This window comes from Orlajensenia flava (assembly GCF_004801905.1).
In the GTDB taxonomy this organism is placed as follows: Bacteria; Actinomycetota; Actinomycetes; order Actinomycetales; family Microbacteriaceae; genus Orlajensenia; species Orlajensenia flava.
Window position 1 is genome coordinate 55415 of sequence record NZ_SSSN01000007.1, and the last position, 22999, is coordinate 78413.

Sequence of the window (22999 nt, forward strand, 5' to 3'; positions counted from 1 at the left end):
TCAGCTCAGGACGTCCTTCGTCAGGAACCGGGCGAGCGCGAGCGCCCCGAACACGACGACGTAGCCGGCCTGCAGCACGGCGTTGTCACCGAAGGTCTGCCACGAGATCGGCTGCCGCAGCAGGTCGGCGAAGCCCAGCCACTGGTGCGAGAACAGCCACGGATGCAGCCACGCCACCTGAGGCAGCGCGTCGAGGATCTGCGACGCCACCGCGAACGCGATCGTCGTCGCCATCGCGCCGACCGGAACGGACGTCAGCGTCGAGAAGAACAGTCCGATCGCGCTCATCCCGAGCATCGAGATGGCGACGAACGCGGCGATTGCGAGGAACCGCAGCAGGGCTTCGCCGACGCTGACCGTGTCACCCGAGAGCAGAGGGACCGGTCCGACCGGGAACAGGAGCGCGCCGATCAGCGTCCCGGCCACCACGACGGTCAGCGCGGCCGCGACGCAGAACGCCGCCGCTCCCGCGAACTTGACCAGCAGGAGTCGCGCCCGGCCGGCGGGAGCCATCAACAGGTACCGCAGCGTGCCGTGGGACGCCTCGCCTGCGATGGTGTCACCCGCCACGACACCGATGGTCAGCGGCAGGAAGAGCGGAATCGCCACCACGAGCGCGGCGACACCGACGAACAGGCCGTTCTGGGTGATCTGGTCGAGGAATGCTGGTCCTCGGCCCGCGCGGGTCGACGACGACAGACGGATGGCGACCGCGATGAGGATGGGGATCGCCGCCAGCGCCGCCAGGAGCGCGATGGTGCGTCGACGACGGAACAACACGGACAGTTCGGATGCCAGCAGCGCCCAGCCCACGCCACGACGCGGAGCCGGAGCGACCGACTCGCCCGAGCTCGGATGAAGACCCGCGGTGATCGCGGAACTCTCGGCGCCGGATGCGTTCTCAGTGGTCGACATCGAACCCCGCTCCCGTGAGTGCGACGAAGCGATCCTCGAGACTCGGCTGCTCGAGAGCGAATCCGCGCACCCTCACGCCGGCCCCGACGAGCCGGTCGACGACGCGATCGAGGTCCACACCCGACTCTCCGACGGACGCCAGCACGACCGGCCCGGCATCCGTCGCGACAGGGGCGGCTGCATCGGCGGGGGTCGTCTGCACAGCGAGTCCGAGCTGGGTCAGCACCGTGCTCGCGGCAGCGGCATCCGGCGTCACCACCCGGACACGCGCCTCACCCGCCAGCTCCTCCAGGCGGCCCTGCGCGACCAGCGCCCCCGCGCTGAGAACGGCGGCGTGCGAGCAGACCTGCTCGATCTCGGCGAGCAGGTGGCTCGACACGAACACGGTGGTCCCGCCATCGGCGAAGGAACGGATGAGCGAGCGCACCTCCCGCGTGCCCTGCGGGTCGAGCCCGTTGGTCGGCTCGTCGAGTACGAGCAGCTCACGGGGCATCAGCAGGGCGCCCGCCAGCCCGAGTCGCTGCTTCATGCCCAGCGAGTAGGCGTGCACCTTCTTGGATGCGGCGGCGCCGAGCCCCACCGCGTCGAGCGCGTCGGCGATACGCCGCCGGCGGGTGGCGGATGGCGCCCATCGGTCAGCGGCGTCGAAGCGATTGAGGTTCGCCGCCCCCGAGAGGAACGGAAGGAACGCGGGGCCTTCGACCAGAGCGCCGACGCGCGGCAGCACATCGCCGACGCCCGTCGAGATGTCGCTGCCGAGCACCTGCGCCTCGCCACTCGAGGGAGCGACCAAGCCCATGAGCATGCGGATGCTCGTCGTCTTGCCCGACCCGTTCGGCCCGAGGAAGCCGAACACCGAACCGCGCGGGACGGCCAGGTCGATTCCGGCAACAGCGGTCTGAGAGCCGAAGCGCTTGGTGAGGCCGCGGGTCTCGATCGCAAGGGCGGATGTCGGCTCGGCGGAGGGGGCCGTGCGCTCAGGCGCACTCACGCGTCGTCGCCTGACACCCGCACTCGACCGTCGCGGCTCAGGATCCGGCGGCCGCGGCGAGCAGCCGGTCGGGCGTCACGGATCCGACGAGCACGCGCCCGTCATCCGCGATGAGCACGTTCACGAGTGCGGTGCTGATCAGTCGCCCACCCGTCACGGCCGTCGTGACGCTCTTCAGCATCGGCGAGGAGAGCACGTCGGCGGGAACCTGGGCTGCTGGTACGACCGCGACGGTCGACCAGCCGGTGCCGACAGTCGCGATGCCAGCGGCGCGCTCGCCCTTGGCGTGCTCGCCGGAACCACCGGATGCCGGCAGCGCCTTCTCGGTGACGTCCGTTCCGGCGGGAGGCGTGAAGTCGAACAACGACGCGTCGGGCGCCGCAAGCGTCACCTGGGTGAACGCGAGCTTGAACGCCGGGTCGCTCGACCCCTTGGCGTTCACCTGAGCCGCGAGCGCGAGGCCGGTGTCGGCGTCGATCGACAGCGAAATGAAGCCGATCAGGGTGTCGGCGTCCTTCGGGGTGACGACGAGCTTGTAGGCGGGACGTCCTGCGACTGATCCGTCCTTGCCCACCGTCACGCGCGCCGTATCGCCGATCTTGCCCAGCACGCTGTTCGCGATGGTCTGCGGCGTCGGTGCGGTGAGGTCTGCCGCCTTCTTCTGGGCCGAGCCGGTGAGGTGCACCGCGCTCTGCTTGTCGGAGTCGTAGAACCAGACGCCGTCAGGCGAGGCGACGATGTCACGCTCGGCGAGCTGGTCCATCACTTGCATGCGCGCATCCGATCCGTCGATGAAGACGCGCGCGGTGTGCGAACCGGTGACGAGGTCGAGGGCCTGGCTGACGTCCTCACCGGATGCTCCGGATGCACCGGACCCGCTCATCGAGCTCGTGATGGACGACAGGTCGGGGAGGCCGAGGTTGGAGGTCTGCTCGAGTGTTCCCGAGAGCGCGTCCACCTTCGACGACGCAGCGAACTCGAGCAACTGCTGGGGAGTCTTGTCGGGGAGGTCGCCCGCGGCGCCCGCCTGCAACGGGACCATCACCGCGCCGACGATCACGACGGCCGGAATGGCGAGAGCCGGCACCCACTTGGTCCAGCGACGGGTCATCAGAACTCACATCCAGGTTCGAACAGCATCGTTTCGAGAATACGCTCGTGCCGCCGGGAGACCGCCGGTTCCGAGCCAACCCCCAGTCACGCGGGCGGGTTTCGATACGCGTGCTCCTTCGTCGCTCGCTACTCAACCATCAGTACTGCTGGTCGAGTAGCGCAGACGCGCAGCGGCTCCGCGTATCGAGACCCCCGCACGTGCGGGTGGCGGGTTTCGATACGCGTGCTCCTTCGTCGCTCGCTACTCAACCAGCGGCCGTGCCGGTCGAGTAGCGCAGACGCGCAGCGGCTCCGCGTATCGAGACCCGCGCAGGTGCGACCGGCTCCTTCGTCGCGGGCCTACTCAACCAGCAGTGGGCGATGCGGGCTTGATGTGCAGCACCACGACCTGACGCTGCTTATTCGCGAAGAGTCTCTCGATGAGCATGAAGATGCGGTACTGCACGCCGTACTTCCGCACGAAGTTCGGTGTGAGCCGCTGCAGCTCGGCCGGGTCCATGAGGACCTCGGCGACCACCTCCACGGGTTCGACCGCGGGGTCGACCTTACCGCTCCGCGTCGACGGACGCAGCTGCGCTCGCGACGAGTTGCGCAGTCGCTTCACCTTGCCGGTCGCGGCCGTCGTCCGCACCGCGAGCGCGTCGCCGTCCGGTGCGATCCAGACCGGCGTCGACACCGGCTCTCCTGACCTGCGGAACGTCGTCAGCGAAACGAACGCCTCGTCTCCGAGCGAACGGAAGGTGGGGGCGCTCACGCGATCCTCTCCGTCGAACGGATGGCGGCCAGCGCCGCCTGGGTGAATGCACCGACGCCGAGCGCCTCTGCCTCCGCGAGCGCGTCGAGCGTGTCGACGTCCCGTCGCAGACCGGATGCCGGGTCGATCCCGAGCGGACGGTGCCCCGCCGCACGGTGCGCCTCTGCGGAACCAGGACCGAACAACGGCTCCAGGTCGGAGCCGGGGGCCGCGGTGATCATCGAGGTGCCGGTGCCCTCGGCATCCGGAACGAAGCTCAGCGGATGGGCCAACGCCTGTGCGAGCGCCTCGTCGAGATCATCGGAGCGCAGGGCGGGCAGGTCGCCGAGCAGCACGGCGACGCCATCGTGCCGCCAGCCCATCTGCGCCGCGCGGATGCCGAACCGCACCGCCCCGTTCAGGCCCGTGCCGGGGTCGTCGATCACGAGGATGTCGGGATCGTCGAGGTCGGCAAGCGTTCCCGGCTCGGTGACGACGATCACGTGCACGACGCGAAGTGCCGCCGATGCCGCGGCGATGGTGTCGCGCGCGAAGGCCACGGCGATGCGCGCCCGATCGCCGTCGGAGAGTTCGCCGCCCAGGCGCGTCTTCGCGTCGACGGAGCCCTTCACGGGCACGACGACGGTCCATCGGGGGTCGGCACCGTCGGTCACGAACCCACCGCCTCGGCCTGGCCCTCGGCGAAGCCGTCCCGGTACCCCTCGTCGTAGGACTCGTCGGTGCCGGTGCGGAACATGTCCTCCTCGACCGGCCGCACGATGGTGGCCGCCCCGGGCAGGTCCAGGTCGCCGACGAGTCGACCCAGTCCACGCACGACCGCCACCGGATTCCCGCTGGTCTTGCCCTTCACGAGGTCGCCGGCTGACGCGATCTCATCGGCGACGCAGGGCATCGTCACGGCGAGCGGCTTGCCCGCGTTGTCGAGGCTGCCGCGCAGATCGTCGAACACCTGCAGGCCGGCCGCGCCGATGGCGACGTCCGTCTGCCCCTGCCGCCAGGCGCGGCCGAGCGTGTCGCTGATGATGACGCCAACGGATGCGCCGGTCGCCTCGCGGAGGCCGACGCACAGGGCGCGAGCCGATCCGTCGGGGTCGAGCGGTAGCAGCAGCACGGTGCCGTCCGGGGTGTTCGAGGCGTCCACCCCCGCCGCGGCGGAGATGATGCCGAGCCGGTTCTCGACGATGCGGGTCAGTCCGCCGTTGGCAGTCGCGCGGGTGGCGACCACGCGCACTGTCTCGTCGGTGATCGCCTGCTCCCGGTCGTCGGCGGCGACCATGCGCCCCTCCGACTTCGACACGATCTTCGAGGTGACGACGAGGATGTCCCCGTCCTCGAGCTCGGCAGCCTCCGCGATGAGCGCGACGAGGTCGTCTCCCGCGGAGACCTCGGGAAGGCCCTCGATGACGGCTACCTGCAGCATGATCAGCCCTTCAGTTTCGGCAGGACGTCGCGGCCGAACACGTCGATCCACTCCCGCTGGTTGCGCCCGACATTGTGGAGGTAGATGCGGTCGAATCCGAGGTCGGCGAATCTCTGGATCTCGGCGCGGTGCTCGTCGGGGTCGGAGGAGATCACCATGCGACCCTCGAAGTCCTCGGCACGCACGAGCTTGGCCATCTGTTCGAACTCGAACGGCGAACGGATGTCGGCCTTGGGAAACCTCATGCCGCCGTTGGGCCACTCGACCATGGCATTGCGCAGCGCCTCCTCGTCGGTGGGCGCCCAGCTCAGGTGCAGCTGCAGGACCTTCGGCATCGACGCCGGGTTCTTGCCGCCCTCGCGCGCGCCCTGGGCGAACTTGTCGAAGAGCCCTTGGATCTTGTCGAGCGGCGCGCCCACCGTGATGAGGCCGTCGGCGTACCGGCCGGTGCGCCGTGCGGTGATGGGGCCGCTCGTGGCCACCATGATCTCGGGCGCGACCTCGGGCATCGTCCAGAGCCGGGTCGACTCGAGCTTGAAGTACTGCCCGGAATGCTTGTAGTCCTTGCCGGCGATCGAGTTGGCGAACAGCTTGGAGATGATCTCCAGCGCCTCGAACATGCGATTGATGCGCTCGGGCGCCTCGGGCCAGTACCCTCCGACGACGTGCTCGTTGAGCGCCTCGCCGGAGCCGAGACCCAGCCAGTGGCGACCGGGATACATGGCGGCCAGCGTGGCGGATGCCTGCGCGACCATCGCCGGATGCCACCGGAACGTCGGGGCCGTCACGCCGGGACCGAAGTCACCCCGCGTGCGCTCGCCCACGGCGGTCAGCACATTCCACACGAACGAGGCCTGACCCTGCTGGGGAACCCACGGCTGGAAATGGTCTGCAGCCATCACGCCGGAGAAGCCGTGCTGCTCCGCGTAGGCGCTCAGCGCCACGGCCTCGGACGGGGCGAACTGCTCGAGCATCGCCGCGTACCCGACCTGCAGACCTGACATGCCTCCATCCTTGCACCGCCACAGCGGCGGGCAGCCGCGTCAGAGCCGTCCCACCTCGATGGAGTTCATCACCGGGGTGTGCACGACGACGGGGGCGTCCTGCTTGGGCTTCGCGGACACGAACCGGAACGTGTAGCTCGCCGACTGGCCGGGCTGCAACGAAACCTGCAGAGTCTGGACGCGGTGGCCGCCATCCGTTCCCGATTGGTAACTGACGAGCTTCCCGTCCTTCTCCACACCACCCTCGAACGCTCCCGCCGGTCCGTAGACCACCACATTCGTGGCGATGTCGCCGGCCGGGACGCCGTAGTGGCCGCCGGCTGTGACGAGGAAGGGCAGAGCGGTGGCGGCATCCGCCGGAGCGGTGTTGGTCATGGTCACGCGGATCGACACATCAGACCGGCCGTCGTCGCGCGTGGTCTTGGCGCCCACGTCGACGGCCGTCGTGAGGTACGCGCCCATCTTGCCGCCGGTCGAGTCGTTGAGATAGACGCCGTAGGCCTGCGGGCCGGCCGTCTTCTGCACGGCCGATAGACCCGACAGCGTGGTCTTGCCGAGGATCTTCTGCTCGGCGGCGTTCGCGCTCCAGAGCGAGATGCGGTTCTCCTGCGACGAACGCACCAACCCCTTGAGCAGCGCGTCGGGCTTGGCGCCACCGCCGAGGATCGCGGTGAACGCCGAGCGCGCGGCGCTGTTGAAGTAGGCATCCTGCGCGGCTTGGTCGTCACCCCAGGTATAGGAGGTGACGAGGAGGGTCTGAACCGCGTTCTCCGCGGTGAGGGGCTGCGCGCCGGGCACAGCGACGGGACCCGTGGCGGTGAGCAGGTAGCTGAGGGCGACGGGGTCGACGGCGACGACCCCGTCGATCGTTCCGCCGAACCGCTGCGTCCACATGGCCGTCGCGAGCTGCGCCGTGAGCGGGAAGTCGGGCGTCATCGTGACGTCCTGCACGTACTCAGCCGGCCGATCGCCGTAGAGGGCCCGCGTCTCGTCGGGCAGCGCCATCACCGGCGCATCGAGGTGGTGTGGGAAATCGCCGGTGCTCGCCTGGGTGCCCAGGCTGATAGCGCCGTTCTCCGCGTGCAGCAGAGCCACCTCGCCGGGGATACCGCCGGCGGCGCGGAGCTCGGCGTTGTTCTGGAACAGCACGAGGTAGTTGCGCGGGCCGTCGGAGCCGAGCATGGTCGGCAGCACCTTCAGCGTGGTGTCGAGCCCGTCGGTGATGCCGGATGCCGTGCCGAGCGCCGATGCGAGCTTGGTGCGGGCGTCGGCGATGGGTCCGGCCAGCCCGGTCGGGTCGATCGCGTTCACGGCGTGGGATGCCCGCGTCATGGCGGCCTGGGCACGGTCGGCCGTCGGCCGCGCAGCGATGAGGGGCTTCAGGTCGATCGCGCCGTTCTGCGGACGGAACGATGACACCCCGAGGCTCGAGCCGAGGTCCACCAGCGGGACGATCGCCGAACCGGCGGCCTCGTCGAGGCTCGACGAGAGCACTCGAACGGCGCGGAGGTTGCCGCCGACCCACGGCAGCACCTCGGTCGCGCGCCAGACCGGATCTCCGGTGAGCGATGCGGCCGACGCCGCGTGCTTCGCCAGCCCATGCGCCGCGGCGGAGGCGGTCGCGACATCCCCGGCGGCGATGGCCTTCTGGGCGACGGATGCCTGGGGCACGGCAGCCTGCAGCTCACGCGAGGCGAGCCAGCCGCGCACTCCCACCCACGCCGCGACTCCAAGCAAGACGAGAACGACGGCGCCGACGATCCCCCAGATCAGTCGGCGCCGTCGTCGGTTCTCGCTAACGGGCCGTCCTGCGACGCATCAGCAGGAACACGACCAGTCCGAGCAGTACCAGCACTGCTGCAGTGATGCCGATGGGCAGAAGCAGCGGGCTGACGCCGGTCGAGGAGAGCGAGCCCTTACTCGACGAGGTGGTCGTGTTCATGACCGTGGTGGTCGTCTTCGGGCCGGAGCACGATGCCGACTCCTCGGGGTAGGACACGGGAACCGCGATCTCGGGGTTCACCTCGATCTTCGCCGACGTGGCACTCCGCGTGGAACCGTGGTTGCCACCGGTGTAGACGTACTGCCCGTTGATCTGCTTCCAACCGGGCCATCCGGTGGGTTGGCCCGATGCATCGACCGAGGCGCCGGGCCAGAGCCTGGTTCCGGAGACGGTCCACGTGCCGGGATCGGTAGGGGACTGGACGAGCTGGCCCAAGGGGACGACTGTCCCGTCCGGGAAGACGAGATTGGCGAAATGGCCCGTCGAGATGTTGCCGGGGTCGTTGAGCTGCACCTTGTAGACGATGTACGGCGCACCGCCGTTGCAGACGGAGCCCGCCGTCGACCCGGCGAGCGAGAGCTCCTTGGGTGGTGGGGGTGGTGGGTAGTCGCCGTCAGCAGCGAACGCCGCGGCGGGCGCGACGACGAGGACGGCTGCGATGGACAGGGCAGCAAGCAGCTTTCGGAGCACGATGGCCTCCGCGGTTTCGGGTATGTCTGTCTTCGGGTGATAGACGAACGCAACACTACTCCACGGATCTTTGCCGGTCTGCCCCCCGATCGGGGACGGTGGACAACCCTGCAGGGCGTGGGGACGGTGCTGCCGTGTGGGAGCGGAACTCTAGAGTTGAGCCATGCGCATCGCCACCTGGAACGTCAACTCCATCCGTGCCAGGGTCACCCGCACCGTGGACTGGATGGTGCGTGAGGACGTCGACGTGTTGGCCATGCAGGAGATCAAGTGCCGGCCAGACCAGTTTCCCTATGTCCCCTTCGAGGAGGCCGGGTACGAGGTGGTCGCGCATGGGCTGAACCAGTGGAACGGCGTCGCCTTCGCCAGCCGCGCCCCGCTGACGGATGTCGAGACCGCCTTCCACGACATGCCCGGCTTCCTGAAGGGTGAGGAGGGGCCCGACCTACCGAAGGAGGCCCGCGCCCTCGGCGTGACGGTCGACGGCATCCGCCTCTGGAGCCTGTACGTGCCGAACGGGCGCGCCCTCGGCGATCCGCACCTCGATTACAAGCTCGACTGGTACGCCCGGCTCGCCGACACCGTGCGCGAGCAACTGTCCAAGCACCCCCACCTGCCGCTCGCGCTCATGGGCGACTTCAATGTCGCCCCGCTCGACGAGGACAACGGTGACCCGGCCGTGGTCGAGGGCGTGTCGACGCACGTGTCGCCGCCGGAGCGGGCCGCGTTCGCAGCGCTCGAGACGGCCGGGCTGACGGATGTCGTGCGCCCGCTCGCCCCGACCGGCTACACCTACTGGGACTACAAGCAGCTGCGCTTCCCGCGCAATGAGGGCATGCGCATCGACTTCATCCTCGGCTCGCCCGCGTTCGCCGACCGGGTCACCGGCGCGTCCATCCACCGCAACGAGCGCAAGGGCGAGGCGCCGAGCGATCACGTGCCCGTCCTGGTCGACCTCGCAGACCACGAGGATGACGACGACGACCGCCCGATGATCTTCTGAGCATGACGACCCCGGGGCAACAGGGCGCGACCGGGCAGCGTCGCGCCTGGGATCTCGCGCTCACGATCGCCCTCCTGATCGTGCTTGGTCTCGTGACCGTGGTGCTGTTCTTCATGACCGCGCTGCTCACCATGAGCTGCGGCGGTGGTTCCTGCAGCTCGAGCCCGAACGTCACCGGGTTCTCGATCGCCTTCTACGGGCCGGTCGTGCTCTTCGTCGTCGCGACGGTGCTCGCGATCGTGTGGCTCGTGAGGCGTCGACTCGCGTTCTGGATTCCGCTCGCCGGTCTCGTCCTCGCCGTGGGCTGCTATGTGCTGGGCGGCGCGATCGTCACGGCGTCGTGACGCGCGGCGCTGTCGCAGCCCCCGCGAGATGACGAAAATCGTCGGAGCCACCTCGCCGAGCCGACAGGATGCGTCAACTCGACCCGCTCAAGGCCGAAAACGCGGCGTCAGAAACGTGCGCGCTGCCGGACGGGATCTCAGCGGCCGGTGAAGCGCTCCATGGTGCGGTGCACACCGAACCAGCGCCCGACGACGGCGTCGAAAGCCCGTTGCGTGAGCACGCCGCGCAGCACGCGCGAGAGCGTGACCGACCACGGCAGCAACAGCATCGGCGTGCCGGCGAGCATGGCCCGCCACACCCGGTCGACGACGTACTCGGGGGTGAGGATCGGCGTCATGACCGGGCCGCGCGCCCCGTCGAACATGCCGGTGGAGATGTAACTGGGGCACACCGTCGTGACGCGGACGTTGGTGTGGTCGTCCTGTTCGAGCTCCAGTCGCAGCGAATCGCTCCAGCCGATGAGCGCGGCCTTCGACGCCGCGTAGACGCTCATCCGCGGGTTGGACACCATGCCGGCCGCCGACGCTATGTTGACGATGCGCGACGGCCGGTAGGCGCGGGCGATCATGCCGGGCAGGAACTCGCGGGTGATGTACATGGGCGCGAGCGCGTTCACCTGCATGGTCGCGCGGGTGTCGTCGCCGTTGTCGGTCTGCCAGAAGAAGGAGTTGCCACGCACGATTCCGGCGTTGTTGATGAGCACGTCGGGGTTGCCCACCTCCTTGCGCACCTTCTGCGCGGTCTTGGCGATCGCCCCGAGGTCGGTCACGTCGACGACGTAGGAGTGGATGCGCGTGCGACCCCGAGAGCTCTCACCCAGTTGGGCAGCGGTCGCCGCGAGGCCGGCAGCATCCCGGTCCCAGAGCACCACCGACTTGGCGCCGTCCGCGACGGCCCGCTCGGCGTACAGCCTGCCCATCCCCATCGCTGCCCCGGTGATGAGCACGGATGCTCCGCGCGCGGTTCTCGTCATGCCTCCATTCTCGCAGCGCTCGCATCCCGCTCCTGTGCCACGATCGTTGCCATGAGCGATGCCGCCTCCGTCAACCTGCAACCCATGACACGCGAACGCTTGGCCGTCTGGTTGCCGGACTCGATGGCGCAGTACGAGCAGTCCCGCATCGACGCGGGCGATTCTCCTGAGGCTGCGGCTGCGAACCGGCGGGCGTCGGAGGAGCGACTGTTCCCCGACGGCGAACCGGCACCGGGACAGCTGTTGTTCAGCGCGATGCTCGACGGGCGCGAGGCTGGCTGGTTGTGGGTGGGGCCGTTCGCCGAGGGAGCCGATTGGTGGGTGTGGGACGTGGAGGTGCATGAGGAGTTCCGTCGGCGAGGCCTCGGGCGAGTCATCATGCAGCGCGCCGAGGAGATCGCGCGCGAGCACGGCGCAAGCTCGCTCGGCCTCAACGTCTTCGCCTACAACACGGGTGCGAGAGCGCTCTACGAGAGTCTCGGCTACGAGACGACGGCGATCAACATGAAGAAGACCTGGGCCGACTGATCGGCACTGTTACGCCCCGGGTCGGGTGGCAGCGCGACGGCGGGAGCGCGCGGATACGTTCGAACGACACCCTTCGTCCGTCTGGAGCCCCGCATGTCCGCCGATTCCGCCATCGCTGCGCCTCCCCGCGCAGCCTCGGTCGGATTCTCCGACGTGGGGCGGGCGTTCTCGATCCGTAGTCGCCGCAAGCCCGACGCGACACGCGACGTGCTGTCGGGAGTGAGGCTGGAGGTCGGTGCGGGCGAGATCGTGGCCATCATCGGAGCGAGCGGATGCGGCAAGTCGACCCTCCTGCGCATCGCGGGCGGGCTCGACGCTCCGACATCCGGCGCGGTCAGCATCGACGGAAACCCCGTGAGGCACTTCGACCCGCGCACGGCGGTCGGGTTCCAGGAGCCCCGTCTGCTGCCGTGGCGCAGCATCGCCGACAATGTCGCCCTCGGCGTGCCGCGCGGGACACCGCGGGTCGGGGCCCGGCAGAACGTTGACCGGCTCATCGAACTCGTGGGTCTGACCGAATCGGCCGGCCTCCGTCCACGCGAGGTCTCCGGTGGCATGGCGCAGCGTGCCGCACTGGCGCGGGCTCTGTGTCGGCGTCCCGGCGTATTGCTGCTCGACGAGCCGTTCGGCGCGCTCGACGCGCTCACCCGGCTCAAGATGCAGGACCTGCTCATCGACATCCACACGGCAGAGCCGACCACGATCCTCCTGGTCACGCACGACGTCGACGAGGCGTTGCAGCTCGCCGACCGGGTCGTGCTGCTCGCGCGCAGCGAGCCAGAAGGACCGGCATCCGTCAGCCAGATCGTCACGGTGCCCGGGCATCGGCCGCGCGACCGGGGCTCGGCCGAGCTCGCCGAACTGCGCGCCCGGCTGCTCGACGGCCTTGGAGTCGACCGCCACGGAACGGCACACGGCGTCGCCGCGGTCACCACTATCCCGCACTACCCCTACTGAACACAGCTACAGCCCCCCGCACCCACCAGCGCCAGGAGAATCCATGCCCCTCATCCGAAAGACCGCAACCGCCGGCGCCCTGCTCGCCGCCGCGGCATCCGTCGCCCTGCTGCTCACCGGCTGCGTGGCCGGTGAGAGCCAGGCCGCGCCGGCCGCCACGAGCCAGTCGAGCGATGAGGCCGTCATCACGAAGGGCGGAACGCTCAACATCGACTTCGCCACGTACAACCCGCTTAGCCTCATCATCAAGGACCAGGGCTGGCTCGAGAAGGCGCTCGCTAAGCAGGACATCACCGTCAACTGGGTTCAGTCCGCCGGGTCGAACAAGGCGAACGAGGCCCTCCGCGCCGGCGCGATCGACGTCGGCTCGACCGCGGGCTCGGCCGCCCTGCTCGCCCGGTCCAACGGTTCGCCCATCCAGGTGATCGACATCTTCTCGCAGCCCGAGTGGTCGGCGATCGTGGTCGGCAAGGACTCCGGCATTACAAGCGTGAAAGACCTCAAGGGCAAGCAGGTCGCCGCCACCAAGGGCACGGATCCGTACTTCTTCCTGCTCCAGGCGCTCGAGAAGGCGGGGCTCTCGGCGAACGACGTCACCATCCAGAACCTGCAGCACGCGGATGGATGGGCGGCTCTGCAGAACGGCTCCGTCGACGCCTGGGCCGGCCTGGACCCGATCATGGCTGGAGCCGAGAAGTCGGGCGCGAAGCTGATCTACCGCAACGTCGACTTCAACAGCTACGGCTTCCTCGACGCGACCGAGTCGTTCATCAAGGACAAGCCCGACGTCGCCCAGACCGTCGTGAACGCGTATGAGCACGCTCGCGCCTGGGCGCTGAAGAACCCCGCCAAGACCGCCGACATCCTCGCCTCCGTCGCCGGTCTCGACCCCTCCGTGGCGACCACTGTCATCACCGAGCGGTCCAATCTCGATGTCGCCAACGTGCCCGGTTCGGCGCAGGTGAAAGTGCTCAAGAAGATCGGTCCGGTGTTCGTCGCGAACGGCGACGTGGCCTCCCAGCAGCAGGTCGACCAGGCGCTCGACAGCATCGTCAACCCGACCTTCGCGAAGGCCGCTGACGCGAAGGCGATCGGCTAGCCGCCGGCAGCGAGTGAGGAGAGACGGATGACGTACCAGACCACGCCCGACCAGCGCGTGCAGGTCGTGGCGTCATCCGTCGGATCCTCGTTCGCGGAGGCACGGGATGTCGCGGAGGCAGTGGGTGCACCGAGGTCTACCGGCTCGGCGCGCCCCGTGGGCCGTCGTCGCCTCACCGACCGACGCTGGTTCGTTATCGCCGGTGGAGCACTGATTCCCGTGCTCATCCTCGCCGCCTGGCAGATCGTGTCGACGACGGGCCTCGTTCCCCTCTCGCAGCTGCCGTCGCCGGCGATGGTGTGGCTCGCGGCGGTCGACCTCGCCCAGCGCGGCCTGCTCGGGCTGTACATCGCCATCTCGACGCAGCGTGTGCTGATCGGGTTCGCGGTGGGCGGCGGGCTCGGACTGCTGGTCGGAGCGGTCGTCGGCCTGAGCAGGCTCAGCGACATCCTGCTCGCTCCGACGCTCGGAGCCATCCGCGCGGTGCCGAGCCTGGCGTGGATTCCGCTGCTGATCCTGTGGTTCAAGATCGGGGAGGAGTCGAAGGTGATCCTCATCTCGATCGGCGCCTTCTTCCCGGTCTACACGATCGTCGCGGCCTCCCTGCGGCACGTCGATCGTCACCTCATCGAGGCGGGCCGCGCGTTCGGCCTCTCAGGAGTGAGACTCTTCGCGACCGTGCAGCTGCCCGCGGTCGTCCCGTCGGTCATCTCGGGGCTGCGGCTCGCCCTCGCGCAGGCGTGGCTCTTCCTCGTCGCGGCCGAGCTGATCGCGTCCTCGATGGGACTCGGGTTCCTGCTGCTGGATTCGGGACAGAACGGTCGCATCGATCGCATCATCCTGGCGATCATCCTGCTGGCCATCCTCGGCAAGCTCACGGACTCGATCGTCGGCCTGTTCGAACGGTGGGCGATCCGCCGCTGGGCGTGAATCCGGTCGCAACGCTCACGTCCGGGGCAGCGCGCGATACGCCGCCCGATCCGTCGGCGAAAGGTGCTCGGTGGCGTAGGAGAGCATCGTGCGCGGCATGCGGGACGCGTACTCGTCGAGGAAGGCGACGAGCTGCGCCCGGTCGACACGTTTGCCGACCTCGCGCAGCATCCACCCGACGGCCTTGTGCATGAGGTCCTCCGGGTCGTCGAGAAGTCTCGGCGCCAGGTCGAGCGTCGGGCCCGCTTCACCGTGCTTGATGAACCCGAAGGTCGCCAGCACGGCGACCCGCCGCTCCCACAGGGACGGGCTCGCAGCCAACCGCCTCAGCAGCTCGCTTCCGGCGTCGCCGGCATCCGTGTCGTAGAGGTATTCGCCCACGAGGTATTCCGCCGACGTGTCGACGAGGTCCCAGTTGTTCACCCGGCCGCGCTGTACGGCGGCGAGGTAGGCCTCATGCAGACGCAGTCGGAGAGCTTCATCGCGGCCGGCTGGCCGACCGGCACGCTCGAACTGCAGCACGCCGATGACGAGCGCGGCCAGTCGGTGCTCGTGCACCTCGCTGTCCAGGAGCACGGATGCCTGCGCCTCCGAGAGGCCGATGAAGCGCTTCGCCACCGCACGGATCTGCGGGACGCGCACGCCGATGAAGACGTCACCCTCGCCGTACTGCCCTGGGCCGGTCTTGAAGAAGCGCTGGAGGAACTCGGCGTCCGAGGCGTCCGCCCGCTCGGCGAGCGCTGCCATCACTCCAGCGGCCGTGGGTGACTCCTGGGTCATCGGCTCTCATCCTGTGTGAAACCAGCGGCTCCGGTCGTCTGTCCCGGAAACAGCGACGGCACCGGACCGCGGCGACCCGCTGTCCAGTGCCGTCGGTGAGCGCGTCAGCGAGCGGGGTTGTCGTCCCGGTTCGCGGCGGTCTCGGTGGTCGTCGTCTCCACGTCGGGCTCCTCGCCGACGGGAGCGGATGCGTCGGGCTGCTCGCCGACGGGTGCCGCAGCGGGCTCCTCGACGACCGGAGCGGACGCCACGGGAGCGACAGGCTGGTCGGCGACGGGCGAGACCACCGGAGCCGGTGCAGCGGGCACCTGCGGGGTGGTGTCGTCGATGTCGTCCAGGTCGTCGTACTCGAGCTCGTCGAACACGACGAGTTCGTCCACCTGGCGGGGGACGAGGGCGATCACGATGCCCAGCGCCGCGAGCGAGAGGAGCACGCCGACGATGCCAGCCCCGAGGATCGAGCCGGAGACTCCGATCAGCGACTGTCCGCCGTACACGTCGGCCGCGGTCGGCTGCGCGCCGGCGAGCGAGGTGTTCAGAGCGGCGATGGACGACGACGTCATCACGGCACCGACGGCCAGGGCGATGACGGCGAGCACGAGCGTGATGATCGGCAGGATGATCTTGCCGAGCGGGAAGGTGGAGCGGGGCTGGGTCATTGACACGAAGCTACCTCGTAGATGTTCAGGTGAAAGGGGATGTCCGCAACCGTACGTCGGAAACCTATGAGCCCGCTATGGCCGAGGCGAATGCGGCGAGGGAAACCGCGGCCGGGACGGCGTGGAATGCCGCGGCAACGGCGAGCGAGCAACGCCGTTGCGCCCGGATGCAACTAATCGCGGCGAGGCCGTCGCTAGCCTGAGAAGAGGTCGGCATCCGCCGCCCGCACACGACGTCGTCCGCGCGTCCCGAGCCTTCAGAACGGGAGGTTTCCATGCCCAACGCCATCATGAACAGCCAGGCGATCATCGGAGAGCCCGAGGTTCTCGAGGACGCTCTCGAGGCGGCTGCCGACGTCGAGACCACAGACGAGTGGCTTGCGCTGAAGGCCGCGGCGACCGCCCTGCAGGCGCTGCAGGTGAAGGACGGTTCTGTTCCGGATGCCGCGCACCACGCGCAGGCGCGCGACCACGTTCGCGCCATCACGGCGTCCGTCGTCGAGCTCGCCCCGCGCTTCCCGCACGATGCCGAGTACCTGGCCGCATCCGTCGTCGACTTCGACCGATGGGCGGACGGCGGCTTCGGCGTGCCCGACTTCCTCGACTCCCTCACCGCGTTCCAGCCGCAGCGGCATCGTATCGACGGCCTCCGTCACCTCGTGGTGTTCCCCATGTACACGCAGAACGGATCGCAGAACCGTCTCGTGGAGGGTCTCATCGTCGAGGTGATCTGGCCGGAGTTCATCGCCGCGCTCGAGGCGGGCGACTACGGCAACAAGCTGTTCGTCTCGCTGCGGCTCGTCGACTTCACGCCCGGCTACGACACCAACTCGGCCGTGCTGTTCCCCGAGACGGTGGCGATGCGCGAGATCCCGACGTTCACGTGGGGTGCTATCTTCCAGGACCGCGAGGCCGCCCGGTACCGCCGCGTTGTCGCCGCCGCAGCCGAGATCACCAAATTGGACCTGCCCGCCGACGCGGCCCGCATGCTCGACGACCAGCACCTCACCGAAGAGACCTTCGTGATGTGGGACATCATTCACGACCGCACGCACATGCGCGGCGACCTTCCGTTCGACCCGTTCATGATCAAGCAGCGCATGCCGTTCTTCCTCTACTCCCTCGAGGAGCTGCGCTGCGACCTCACCGCGTTCCGCGAGTCGGTGCGCATCACCCGTGCGCTGCGGGCTCGGGTGAGTGCGGGTGAGGAGCTCGGAGCGCTCGATGCCCAGACGCTCGAGAAGGCGACGCTCGTGCAGTACGCCGTTATCTTCGACCGCATCTTCCGCTTCGCCATCACCGGCACGCGCGTGCGCAACTACGACGGGCTCGGCGGCCAGCTGCTGTTCGCGTGGCTGCACCAGAAGCACGTGCTGCACTGGACGGACACCTCTCTCGCATTCGACTGGGACGCGGTTCCGGATGCCGTCGTCGCGCTCGGCGACGCGATCGACGAGCTGTACTGGAAGTCGATCGACCGACCGAAGGTGGCGCACTGGCTCGCCGCGTACGAGCTGGTCGCTTCGGTGCTCACGCCCCACCCGGCGTCGAACTGGGCGCGCGGATTGCCGGACGACGTGTTGGCCGGCCCGCCGAAGGGCTACACCGACCTCGTGCTCGACGACGAATTCCCGCTGTCGATGTTCTACGAGGCCCTCGACAAGAAGATGAAGGCGGTCATCGAGTCGACCGTCGGCATCCGGGGAACGGATGCCTGACTGCACTGCTGGTCGAGTAGCGCAGACGCGCAGCGGCTCCGCGTATCGAGACCCTCGCATGGGCGACAGGCGGGTTTCGATACGCCTGCTCGCTGCGCTCGCGGGCTACTCAACCAGCGGTACTGCCGGTCGAGTAGCGCAGACGCGCCAGCGGCTCCGCGTATCGAGACCCTCGCACGTGCGACCGGCGGGTTTCGATACGCGAGCTCCTTCGTCGCGCGCTACTCAACCAGCGGAACCGCAGCAGACGCGCAGCGGCTCCGCGTATCAAGGCCCTCGAACCGTGATCGGCGGTGCGCTCTGATGGGCGTGGAGGGGCGCACCATCGTCATTGCGGGCGGAACCAGCGCGAGCGGTCGCGCTCTCGCTGAGGTGCTGCTGTCGTTCGGCGCCTCAGTTGTGAGCGTCGGCTCGGATGCCGGCCGGCTCACCGCTCTCGCAGAGGAGCTGCCCGGCATCCGTACCGAGCTGACCGACCTCACCGACGAAGCGGCTGTGAGCGATCTGGCCCAGCGCGTCCATTCGGCATCGGGGCCGATCGACGGGCTCGTCAACCTCGTGGGCGGCTGGCGGGGCGGCGGCGGCCTTGCCGGGCAGAGCGATGCGGACTACCGCGTCCTCGAGCGCAGTTTCGCGGCGCTGCGGCACACCTCACGCGCGTTCTACGACGACCTCGTGGCCTCCTCGGCTGGCCGACTCGTGATCATCTCGTCCACCGCCGTCGCCGACCCCAAGCCCGGCGGCGCCAACTACGCGGCCGTCAAGGCGGCGAGCGAGACCTGGACCAAAGCCGTTGCGGCGGGCTTCGCGAAGGGCGGAACGGCGGGCGCCTCGATCTATCGCGTCACCGCACTCGCCGGTATGGAGCGTGCCATCGCGGCGTCCATCCTGAACCTGTGGGATCGGCCCGCGGCAGAAATCAACGGGAGAGACTGGGTGTTCGGCCCGTCCTAGGCTGACCTCACAGGCAGAGATCGGCGCCTCACCGCGTCGAGTATCGACCGCCGGAATGCGAGGAGAGACCATGACCGCCATCCCTGACGACCTCGTCGACCTGCTCGAGCGACCGCTGTTCGGGTCGCTCGGCACGATCCGCCCCGACGACACCGTGCAGGTGAACCCGATGTGGTTCGAGTACGACGCCGACGGCGACCGCATCCGCTTCACCCACACGACGGAGCGCGCGAAGTACCGCAACCTCCAGCGCAACCCGGCGATGAGCCTGCTCGTCGTCGACACCGACGACATGTACCGCTTCCTCGAGGTGCGCGGCACACTGGTCGATGTGGAGCCCGACCCGGCAGGCGCCTTCTACGTTCACCTCGGCACCCGATACGGGGATGCGGACACGCAGCCGCCGCCCGACATCGCCGACCGGGTCATCCTGTCGATGTCGGTGGAGCGCACGCAGCGGAAGTAGCCCAGCCAGCGTTGACCCGGGTGCAGCGCGCCGATAGTTTCAGCACATGGTGCGACTGCTCATCAAGATCGCGATCTTCCTCGGCTCCGCCGCGCTCGGCCTGTGGATCACGTCGCTCCTCGTGCGCGACTTCACCCTGCACCTCGCCGGATTCCTCGTCGCCGTCGTGGTCTTCGCCATCGTCCAGCTCGTCGTGGACTGGATCGTGCGCCGATTCCTCCGTCAGAACGGGCCCGCCGTCACCGCGGTCGCCGGCGTCATCGCAGCCTTCGCCGCGCTGCTCATCGCGAGTCTCTTCCCGGATGGCATCGTCATCACGACGATCGTCGGTTGGGTGTTCGCGACGCTCATCGTCTGGATCGTGACGGGGGTCATCACCTGGCTGGCCGAGCGATTCCTGCTGCCGAAGGCCAGTCGCGAGAGACGGCGCAGCTGAGGGTTCAGCCCTTCGGTGCAGCCGCGTCGGGCGGGACGCCCTCGGGTGACACGGGAACGGGCGCCGCAGCATCGATGGCCGCGTCAGCCGGATCGTGCTGCCGCCTGCTGGCGAACAGGAACGGGATGGCGATCACCTCGATCGCGCCACCGATGACGAGCGACGTGCCGTAGCCCCAGAGATCCGCCGCACGGCCGAGCGCCGGCTGGATGACCACGCCGCCCGCGCTGCCGAGCAGCGAGTCGAACGAGAGCACCGTCGCGCGCTGCTTCGACGGGATCATGCCGTTGAGGTAGGCCTGCCGCACCGGTCCGACCGCCGCGAAGACGAATCCCCACACGGCGAGAAGGATGATGGCCAGCCAGAAGATCGAGTTGAGGCCCAGGGCGATGAGGCCCAGCGCGCCCGCGACGGAGGCGAGGATGATGGTCGTCGTGCGCATCCGGAACAGCCGACGGATGCGCGGAGCCAGCAATCCGCCGAAGACCTGGGCGAGTGCGAGCAGTGCAGCCGCGAGTCCCGCGATGCCGTACGCCGAGGTGTCTCCCCAGAGCTCGAGCAGGTAGGGCTGCAGCGCGTAGAACGCGTAGATGCCGACGCCCGACGCGAACGGGGCGGCGAGCATGACGTAGCGCACCGACGGGCGCCGCAGACCGTAGCGGATCGAGTCGCGGAGCACCGTGCGCGTCGCCGCGAGGGGACCCTCGGACTTGTCGGGCGTGAAACCCAGGTCGCGCATGACGAACGCGGCGAAGACGAACATCACCACCAGCACACCGGCGCGCAACAGGAACGGGACACCCAGGTTGGTGGCCTGCGCGATCACGCCGCCGAGCACCGAGCCGCCGAACATGGCGATGCCGTCGACGACGAGGCCGCGTCCGAACACCGACTCCATGTCGCCGCGGTAGCCGACGAAGGCGAGCGCGTCGACCAGCCACGCCTCGACCGCGCCGGAGAAGAAGGTGAAGCCCAGGCCGAGCAGCACCGAAACGATCGCCCACCACACGAACGGCGCATGCCAGAGCCAGAGCATCCAGTACAGCGCCGTCGTGACGGCGAGCGTCACCGTGCCGAGCAGGTAGGAGACCTTGCGTCCGACGGTGTCGGCCACGACGCCGGTCGGGATCTCGAAGATCACCATGCCGGCCGTGAAGAATGCGTTGGCCGCGAAAGCCTCGAAATTGGTCAGGCCCGCGTCGAGCAGGAACAGCGTGTTGATGCCCCAGATGAAGGACGCGGCGAGAGTATTGCCGAGCATGAGGGCGAGGTAGATGCGCTGCACGCGTCGCGCGTCGGCGTTCATCCCCGCCCCCCTCTCGGATGCTGGCGTCGCGGGCGCGTCCAGTCGGTCGGGAGCCTACGCCCCGCCCGTCACGACGCGCCAGAGCAGTGGGATCATCGAGAACGATGATTCATCTCACGGCCTTCCTCGGCCTCCTCGACGCTGTTCCTATCGCACCGGATGCCGAGCAGCTCTACGACGCGAGCACCCGCGACGGGGCATTGCGGCGCTCCAACCTGCTGCGTTTCCTCTCCCTCGTCGACGAGCGGCGACCGGATGCCGTGCTCATCGGCGAGGCGCCGGGGTGGCGGGGTAACACCAACACCGGCATCCCCTTCACGAGCGTGCGGGAGCTGTCCGCTCGCCCCGGCCTCGTCACCGGGCATCCCGACGGCGACGGCTTCCTCGCTCCGGAGCATCCGACCGCGCCATGGGAGGCGTCGAGCGCCAGCGTCTGGAAGGCGCTCGGGCAGTGGGAGCGCCCGCTGCCGTTCATCTGGGCGATCTCGCCGACGCATCCGTTCGTCGCCGGCGACCGGCTCACCAACCGCACTCCCCGCCCCGATGAGGTGCGCGCCGGAACGCCTGTCGCGGTCGAACTGATCCGCGCATCCGGCGTCGAGACCGTCATCGCCATCGGCCGCAAGGCGGAGCACGCCCTCGCAGCGAGCGGGGTCGAGGCGGTCGCGGTGCGGCATCCGGCCCAGGGTGGCGCGGCCGTCTTCGCCGAGCAGATGGCGGCGCTCGGCCGAGGTTAGAACCGTCGGGTGAAGGGCAACGGCTTGCGCATGCGGATGAGCAGAAGGATGGGCAGGAGCACGTACGGCAGGTTGAACGCCAGGAACTTGGCGGGGTGCGGAGTGATCCACTCCGGTTCGCCGAAGAACTCGACGCCGAACACGATGATGCCCGTGATCGACGCGATCATGGTCGCGTAGATGACGCTCGGCAGCTGGATGGCGTTCCAGCCGCGAATGAGCGAGACGACGAGCACAACGTAGAACGGCATGTAGACGAAGGCCGACAGCCCGGTGACGATGCGCATCCAGGCGGGCGGCGTCATGAACAGCGGATCTGTGTCGTGGGCGTACCACCAGTTCGAGTTGACGAAGAAGTTGGACGACGGATGCGAGATGTCCACGCCGATCGTCGGCAGCAGGTCGCTGATCAGGCTCGTGACGGTGAACATCGAGAACACCACGATGAAGAGCCAGTCGATCGGGCGGTCGCGCAGGCGCAGGTTCGCTGAGGGGGCGTCGAGCATGACCCGACTGTAACGACCGGTCGCCCCGACGCTAGTCGATGTGGCGGAGGTAGCGCTCCGGCGCGTCGAGGAACGCCCGCCAGTTGCGGACCAGGTCGAGGTCGTCGTATGCGCACTCGCGGATGCCCCAGTCCCCGAGTTCGAGCAGGCGGGCACCGGGGTAGGCGGCCAGAATCGGCGAGTGGGTCGACAGCACCACCTGGGATCCCTCGTCGACGAGCGACCGGAGCAGACCGACGAGTGCCAGGCATCCCGGCAGGGAGAGCGCGGACTCCGGCTCGTCGAGCAGCCAGAGACCGCGGACCCGTGACCGAGAGAGCACCAGGTCGAGGAACGACTCGCCGTGGCTCCGCTCGTGGAAGACACCCGAGACGTCACCGATGCTCTCCAGGTAGGTGAAGAGTCCGTGCATGGTCTCGGCGCGGAGGAAGAAGCCGCGCTTGGACGCCCCACCGTCGCGGACGAGCCGCAACTGATCGCCCAGCGAGGACTCGCTCGAGCGGGTGGAGTACATCGCGCTGATCGTTCCCCCTTCCGCGTTGAGGCCGAATGCCAGCGCGAGCGCCTCGACGATGGTCGACTTGCCCGCGCCGTTGTCCCCGACGAGAACCGTGATGGCGCCGAGATCCAACCCATCGTCGAGCAGTTGCCGTACCGGTGCCAGGGTGGCCGGCCAGGCCGAGCGCGACACCTCGGCGTCGGGATGTTGTTCGACGCGACGGATGGGCAGCAGTGACATGCGCACGCCCCATCTTCTCCCTCATCCGGGTCCCAGTCGTTCACCTCGATGTTGATCGTCAGCCACCTACGAGTCGTTGTGGCCGCTGCGGAGGTGCGTCACTCGACCCGTCACTCTTCGCGCCAATTCACCCGCGTCCGCGCCCCGCGAACTGGCGCAGACCACGGCGAAGCGGCGGAGAGCCGCGCATCCG

Annotated in this window: 26 protein-coding genes; 11 read left to right on the plus strand and 15 right to left on the minus strand. The window is 68.9% G+C overall.

Translation table 11 applies throughout. The features are described from left to right. The 9 genes from E6C70_RS10395 to E6C70_RS10435 form a co-directional block, all read right to left on the minus strand. Positions 1-915, minus strand: coding sequence for an ABC transporter permease (locus tag E6C70_RS10395; protein ID WP_136424490.1), 915 nt, complete (start codon positions 913-915; stop codon positions 1-3). Next, positions 902-1906, minus strand: coding sequence for an ABC transporter ATP-binding protein (locus tag E6C70_RS10400; RefSeq protein ID WP_136424491.1), 1005 nt, complete (start codon positions 1904-1906; stop codon positions 902-904). The genes E6C70_RS10395 and E6C70_RS10400 overlap by 14 nt, the downstream gene beginning before the upstream one ends. A 37-nt stretch (positions 1907-1943) precedes the next feature. Continuing rightward, entirely contained in the window at positions 1944-3017 is a 1074-nt protein-coding gene (locus tag E6C70_RS10405; protein ID WP_136424492.1) for a LolA family protein, read from the minus strand. 345 nt (positions 3018-3362) lie between these two features. Beyond that, the gene (locus E6C70_RS10410) at positions 3363-3773 is read right to left on the minus strand and encodes a PPOX class F420-dependent oxidoreductase (RefSeq protein ID WP_136424493.1); all 411 of its coding nucleotides are present in this window, start codon (positions 3771-3773) and stop codon (positions 3363-3365) included. Continuing rightward, positions 3770-4426 (minus strand): 2-phospho-L-lactate guanylyltransferase, encoded by a 657-nt coding sequence (gene cofC / locus E6C70_RS10415; RefSeq protein ID WP_136424494.1) that lies wholly within the window; start codon positions 4424-4426, stop codon positions 3770-3772. Before cofC ends, E6C70_RS10410 begins: the two co-directional genes overlap by 4 nt. Further along, positions 4423-5193, minus strand: coding sequence for a coenzyme F420-0:L-glutamate ligase (gene cofE, locus E6C70_RS10420; protein ID WP_136424495.1), 771 nt, complete (start codon positions 5191-5193; stop codon positions 4423-4425). Before cofE ends, cofC begins: the two co-directional genes overlap by 4 nt. Before the next feature lie 2 nt (positions 5194-5195). After that, complete coding sequence (locus tag E6C70_RS10425) at positions 5196-6197, minus strand: TIGR03557 family F420-dependent LLM class oxidoreductase (RefSeq protein ID WP_136424496.1); 1002 nt, start codon at positions 6195-6197, stop codon at positions 5196-5198. Between the two features lie 39 nt (positions 6198-6236). Then, positions 6237-7934 (minus strand): DUF4012 domain-containing protein, encoded by a 1698-nt coding sequence (locus tag E6C70_RS10430; protein ID WP_136424497.1) that lies wholly within the window; start codon positions 7932-7934, stop codon positions 6237-6239. 58 nt (positions 7935-7992) lie between these two features. After that, positions 7993-8670: a cell wall protein gene (locus tag E6C70_RS10435; RefSeq protein WP_207670103.1), complete on the minus strand. Its 678-nt coding sequence runs from the start codon at positions 8668-8670 to the stop codon at positions 7993-7995. A 163-nt stretch (positions 8671-8833) separates the two neighbouring features. Between E6C70_RS10435 and E6C70_RS10440 the strand changes: the two genes are divergently transcribed. Then, a complete protein-coding gene (locus E6C70_RS10440; protein ID WP_136424498.1) occupies positions 8834-9673 on the plus strand; it encodes an exodeoxyribonuclease III in 840 nt (279 codons plus the stop codon). A 2-nt stretch (positions 9674-9675) separates the two neighbouring features. Then, positions 9676-10017 (plus strand): DUF6264 family protein, encoded by a 342-nt coding sequence (locus tag E6C70_RS10445; RefSeq protein ID WP_136424499.1) that lies wholly within the window; start codon positions 9676-9678, stop codon positions 10015-10017. Between the two features lie 137 nt (positions 10018-10154). On the opposite strand, the gene E6C70_RS10450 is transcribed toward E6C70_RS10445, so the two are convergent. Further along, entirely contained in the window at positions 10155-10991 is an 837-nt protein-coding gene (locus E6C70_RS10450) for an SDR family oxidoreductase (RefSeq protein WP_136424500.1), read from the minus strand. Positions 10992-11042: 51 nt separating this feature from the next. On the opposite strand from E6C70_RS10450, the gene E6C70_RS10455 reads away from it, so the two are divergent. The 4 genes from E6C70_RS10455 to E6C70_RS10470 all read left to right on the plus strand — a co-directional run bounded on the left by E6C70_RS10455 (position 11043) and on the right by E6C70_RS10470 (position 14505). After that, complete coding sequence (locus E6C70_RS10455) at positions 11043-11519, plus strand: GNAT family N-acetyltransferase (RefSeq protein WP_136424501.1); 477 nt, start codon at positions 11043-11045, stop codon at positions 11517-11519. 93 nt (positions 11520-11612) lie between these two features. Then, positions 11613-12476, plus strand: a complete 864-nt coding sequence (locus E6C70_RS10460; RefSeq protein ID WP_136424502.1) for an ABC transporter ATP-binding protein — start codon at positions 11613-11615, stop codon at positions 12474-12476. Positions 12477-12519: 43 nt separating this feature from the next. After that, a complete protein-coding gene (locus tag E6C70_RS10465; RefSeq protein WP_136424503.1) occupies positions 12520-13575 on the plus strand; it encodes an aliphatic sulfonate ABC transporter substrate-binding protein in 1056 nt (351 codons plus the stop codon). Between the two features lie 27 nt (positions 13576-13602). Further along, positions 13603-14505: an ABC transporter permease gene (locus E6C70_RS10470; RefSeq protein WP_136424504.1), complete on the plus strand. Its 903-nt coding sequence runs from the start codon at positions 13603-13605 to the stop codon at positions 14503-14505. Positions 14506-14520: 15 nt separating this feature from the next. On the opposite strand, the gene E6C70_RS10475 is transcribed toward E6C70_RS10470, so the two are convergent. Together E6C70_RS10475 and E6C70_RS10480 are read right to left on the minus strand one after the other, a co-directional pair. Next, positions 14521-15285 (minus strand): DNA alkylation repair protein, encoded by a 765-nt coding sequence (locus E6C70_RS10475; protein WP_136424505.1) that lies wholly within the window; start codon positions 15283-15285, stop codon positions 14521-14523. 104 nt (positions 15286-15389) lie between these two features. Further along, positions 15390-15944, minus strand: a complete 555-nt coding sequence (locus E6C70_RS10480; RefSeq protein WP_136424506.1) for a hypothetical protein — start codon at positions 15942-15944, stop codon at positions 15390-15392. A gap of 275 nt (positions 15945-16219) precedes the next feature. Between E6C70_RS10480 and E6C70_RS10485 the strand changes: the two genes are divergently transcribed. The 4 genes from E6C70_RS10485 to E6C70_RS10500 all read left to right on the plus strand — a co-directional run bounded on the left by E6C70_RS10485 (position 16220) and on the right by E6C70_RS10500 (position 19518). Continuing rightward, positions 16220-17662 carry a DUF6421 family protein gene (locus tag E6C70_RS10485; protein ID WP_207670104.1) on the plus strand — a complete coding sequence of 481 codons (1443 nt, stop codon included), beginning with the start codon at positions 16220-16222 and terminating at the stop codon, positions 17660-17662. Positions 17663-17965: 303 nt separating this feature from the next. Continuing rightward, positions 17966-18616, plus strand: coding sequence for an SDR family NAD(P)-dependent oxidoreductase (locus E6C70_RS10490; protein WP_136424507.1), 651 nt, complete (start codon positions 17966-17968; stop codon positions 18614-18616). A gap of 70 nt (positions 18617-18686) precedes the next feature. Continuing rightward, positions 18687-19082: a PPOX class F420-dependent oxidoreductase gene (locus E6C70_RS10495; RefSeq protein WP_136424508.1), complete on the plus strand. Its 396-nt coding sequence runs from the start codon at positions 18687-18689 to the stop codon at positions 19080-19082. Between the two features lie 46 nt (positions 19083-19128). Continuing rightward, complete coding sequence (locus E6C70_RS10500; RefSeq protein ID WP_136424509.1) at positions 19129-19518, plus strand: hypothetical protein; 390 nt, start codon at positions 19129-19131, stop codon at positions 19516-19518. 4 nt (positions 19519-19522) lie between these two features. On the opposite strand, the gene E6C70_RS10505 is transcribed toward E6C70_RS10500, so the two are convergent. Beyond that, on the minus strand, positions 19523-20824 hold the full coding sequence (locus tag E6C70_RS10505; RefSeq protein ID WP_136424510.1) for an MFS transporter: 1302 nt from the start codon (positions 20822-20824) through the stop codon (positions 19523-19525). Between the two features lie 104 nt (positions 20825-20928). Here E6C70_RS10505 and E6C70_RS10510 point away from each other — a divergent pair, with 104 nt between their 5' ends. Then, on the plus strand, positions 20929-21561 hold the full coding sequence (locus E6C70_RS10510) for a uracil-DNA glycosylase (RefSeq protein ID WP_136424511.1): 633 nt from the start codon (positions 20929-20931) through the stop codon (positions 21559-21561). Here E6C70_RS10510 and E6C70_RS10515 read toward each other — a convergent pair. Both E6C70_RS10515 and E6C70_RS10520 read right to left on the minus strand, forming a co-directional pair. Continuing rightward, entirely contained in the window at positions 21558-22067 is a 510-nt protein-coding gene (locus E6C70_RS10515) for an EXPERA domain-containing protein (protein ID WP_136424512.1), read from the minus strand. The genes E6C70_RS10510 and E6C70_RS10515 overlap by 4 nt on opposite strands. 31 nt (positions 22068-22098) lie before the next feature. Next, the gene (locus tag E6C70_RS10520) at positions 22099-22806 is read right to left on the minus strand and encodes an AAA family ATPase (RefSeq protein ID WP_136424697.1); all 708 of its coding nucleotides are present in this window, start codon (positions 22804-22806) and stop codon (positions 22099-22101) included. Positions 22807-22999 lie beyond the last annotated feature (193 nt).

What these genes read in the sequence shown, in the direction of transcription:
- E6C70_RS10395 (WP_136424490.1), bottom strand. Translation starts at nt 915, where the DNA reads ATGTCGACCACTGAGAACGCATCCGGCGCCGAGAGTTCCGCGATCACC.
- E6C70_RS10405 (WP_136424492.1), bottom strand. Translation starts at nt 3,017, where the DNA reads ATGACCCGTCGCTGGACCAAGTGGGTGCCGGCTCTCGCCATTCCGGCC.
- cofE (WP_136424495.1), bottom strand. Translation starts at nt 5,193, where the DNA reads ATGCTGCAGGTAGCCGTCATCGAGGGCCTTCCCGAGGTCTCCGCGGGA.
- E6C70_RS10425 (WP_136424496.1), bottom strand. Translation starts at nt 6,197, where the DNA reads ATGTCAGGTCTGCAGGTCGGGTACGCGGCGATGCTCGAGCAGTTCGCC.
- E6C70_RS10440 (WP_136424498.1), top strand. Translation starts at nt 8,834, where the DNA reads ATGCGCATCGCCACCTGGAACGTCAACTCCATCCGTGCCAGGGTCACC.
- E6C70_RS10445 (WP_136424499.1), top strand. Translation starts at nt 9,676, where the DNA reads ATGACGACCCCGGGGCAACAGGGCGCGACCGGGCAGCGTCGCGCCTGG.
- E6C70_RS10450 (WP_136424500.1), bottom strand. Translation starts at nt 10,991, where the DNA reads ATGACGAGAACCGCGCGCGGAGCATCCGTGCTCATCACCGGGGCAGCG.
- E6C70_RS10455 (WP_136424501.1), top strand. Translation starts at nt 11,043, where the DNA reads ATGAGCGATGCCGCCTCCGTCAACCTGCAACCCATGACACGCGAACGC.
- E6C70_RS10460 (WP_136424502.1), top strand. Translation starts at nt 11,613, where the DNA reads ATGTCCGCCGATTCCGCCATCGCTGCGCCTCCCCGCGCAGCCTCGGTC.
- E6C70_RS10465 (WP_136424503.1), top strand. Translation starts at nt 12,520, where the DNA reads ATGCCCCTCATCCGAAAGACCGCAACCGCCGGCGCCCTGCTCGCCGCC.
- E6C70_RS10470 (WP_136424504.1), top strand. Translation starts at nt 13,603, where the DNA reads ATGACGTACCAGACCACGCCCGACCAGCGCGTGCAGGTCGTGGCGTCA.
- E6C70_RS10475 (WP_136424505.1), bottom strand. Translation starts at nt 15,285, where the DNA reads ATGACCCAGGAGTCACCCACGGCCGCTGGAGTGATGGCAGCGCTCGCC.
- E6C70_RS10480 (WP_136424506.1), bottom strand. Translation starts at nt 15,944, where the DNA reads ATGACCCAGCCCCGCTCCACCTTCCCGCTCGGCAAGATCATCCTGCCG.
- E6C70_RS10485 (WP_207670104.1), top strand. Translation starts at nt 16,220, where the DNA reads ATGCCCAACGCCATCATGAACAGCCAGGCGATCATCGGAGAGCCCGAG.
- E6C70_RS10490 (WP_136424507.1), top strand. Translation starts at nt 17,966, where the DNA reads ATGGGCGTGGAGGGGCGCACCATCGTCATTGCGGGCGGAACCAGCGCG.
- E6C70_RS10495 (WP_136424508.1), top strand. Translation starts at nt 18,687, where the DNA reads ATGACCGCCATCCCTGACGACCTCGTCGACCTGCTCGAGCGACCGCTG.
- E6C70_RS10500 (WP_136424509.1), top strand. Translation starts at nt 19,129, where the DNA reads ATGGTGCGACTGCTCATCAAGATCGCGATCTTCCTCGGCTCCGCCGCG.
- E6C70_RS10505 (WP_136424510.1), bottom strand. Translation starts at nt 20,824, where the DNA reads ATGAACGCCGACGCGCGACGCGTGCAGCGCATCTACCTCGCCCTCATG.
- E6C70_RS10510 (WP_136424511.1), top strand. Translation starts at nt 20,929, where the DNA reads ATGATTCATCTCACGGCCTTCCTCGGCCTCCTCGACGCTGTTCCTATC.
- E6C70_RS10515 (WP_136424512.1), bottom strand. Translation starts at nt 22,067, where the DNA reads ATGCTCGACGCCCCCTCAGCGAACCTGCGCCTGCGCGACCGCCCGATC.
- E6C70_RS10520 (WP_136424697.1), bottom strand. Translation starts at nt 22,806, where the DNA reads ATGTCACTGCTGCCCATCCGTCGCGTCGAACAACATCCCGACGCCGAG.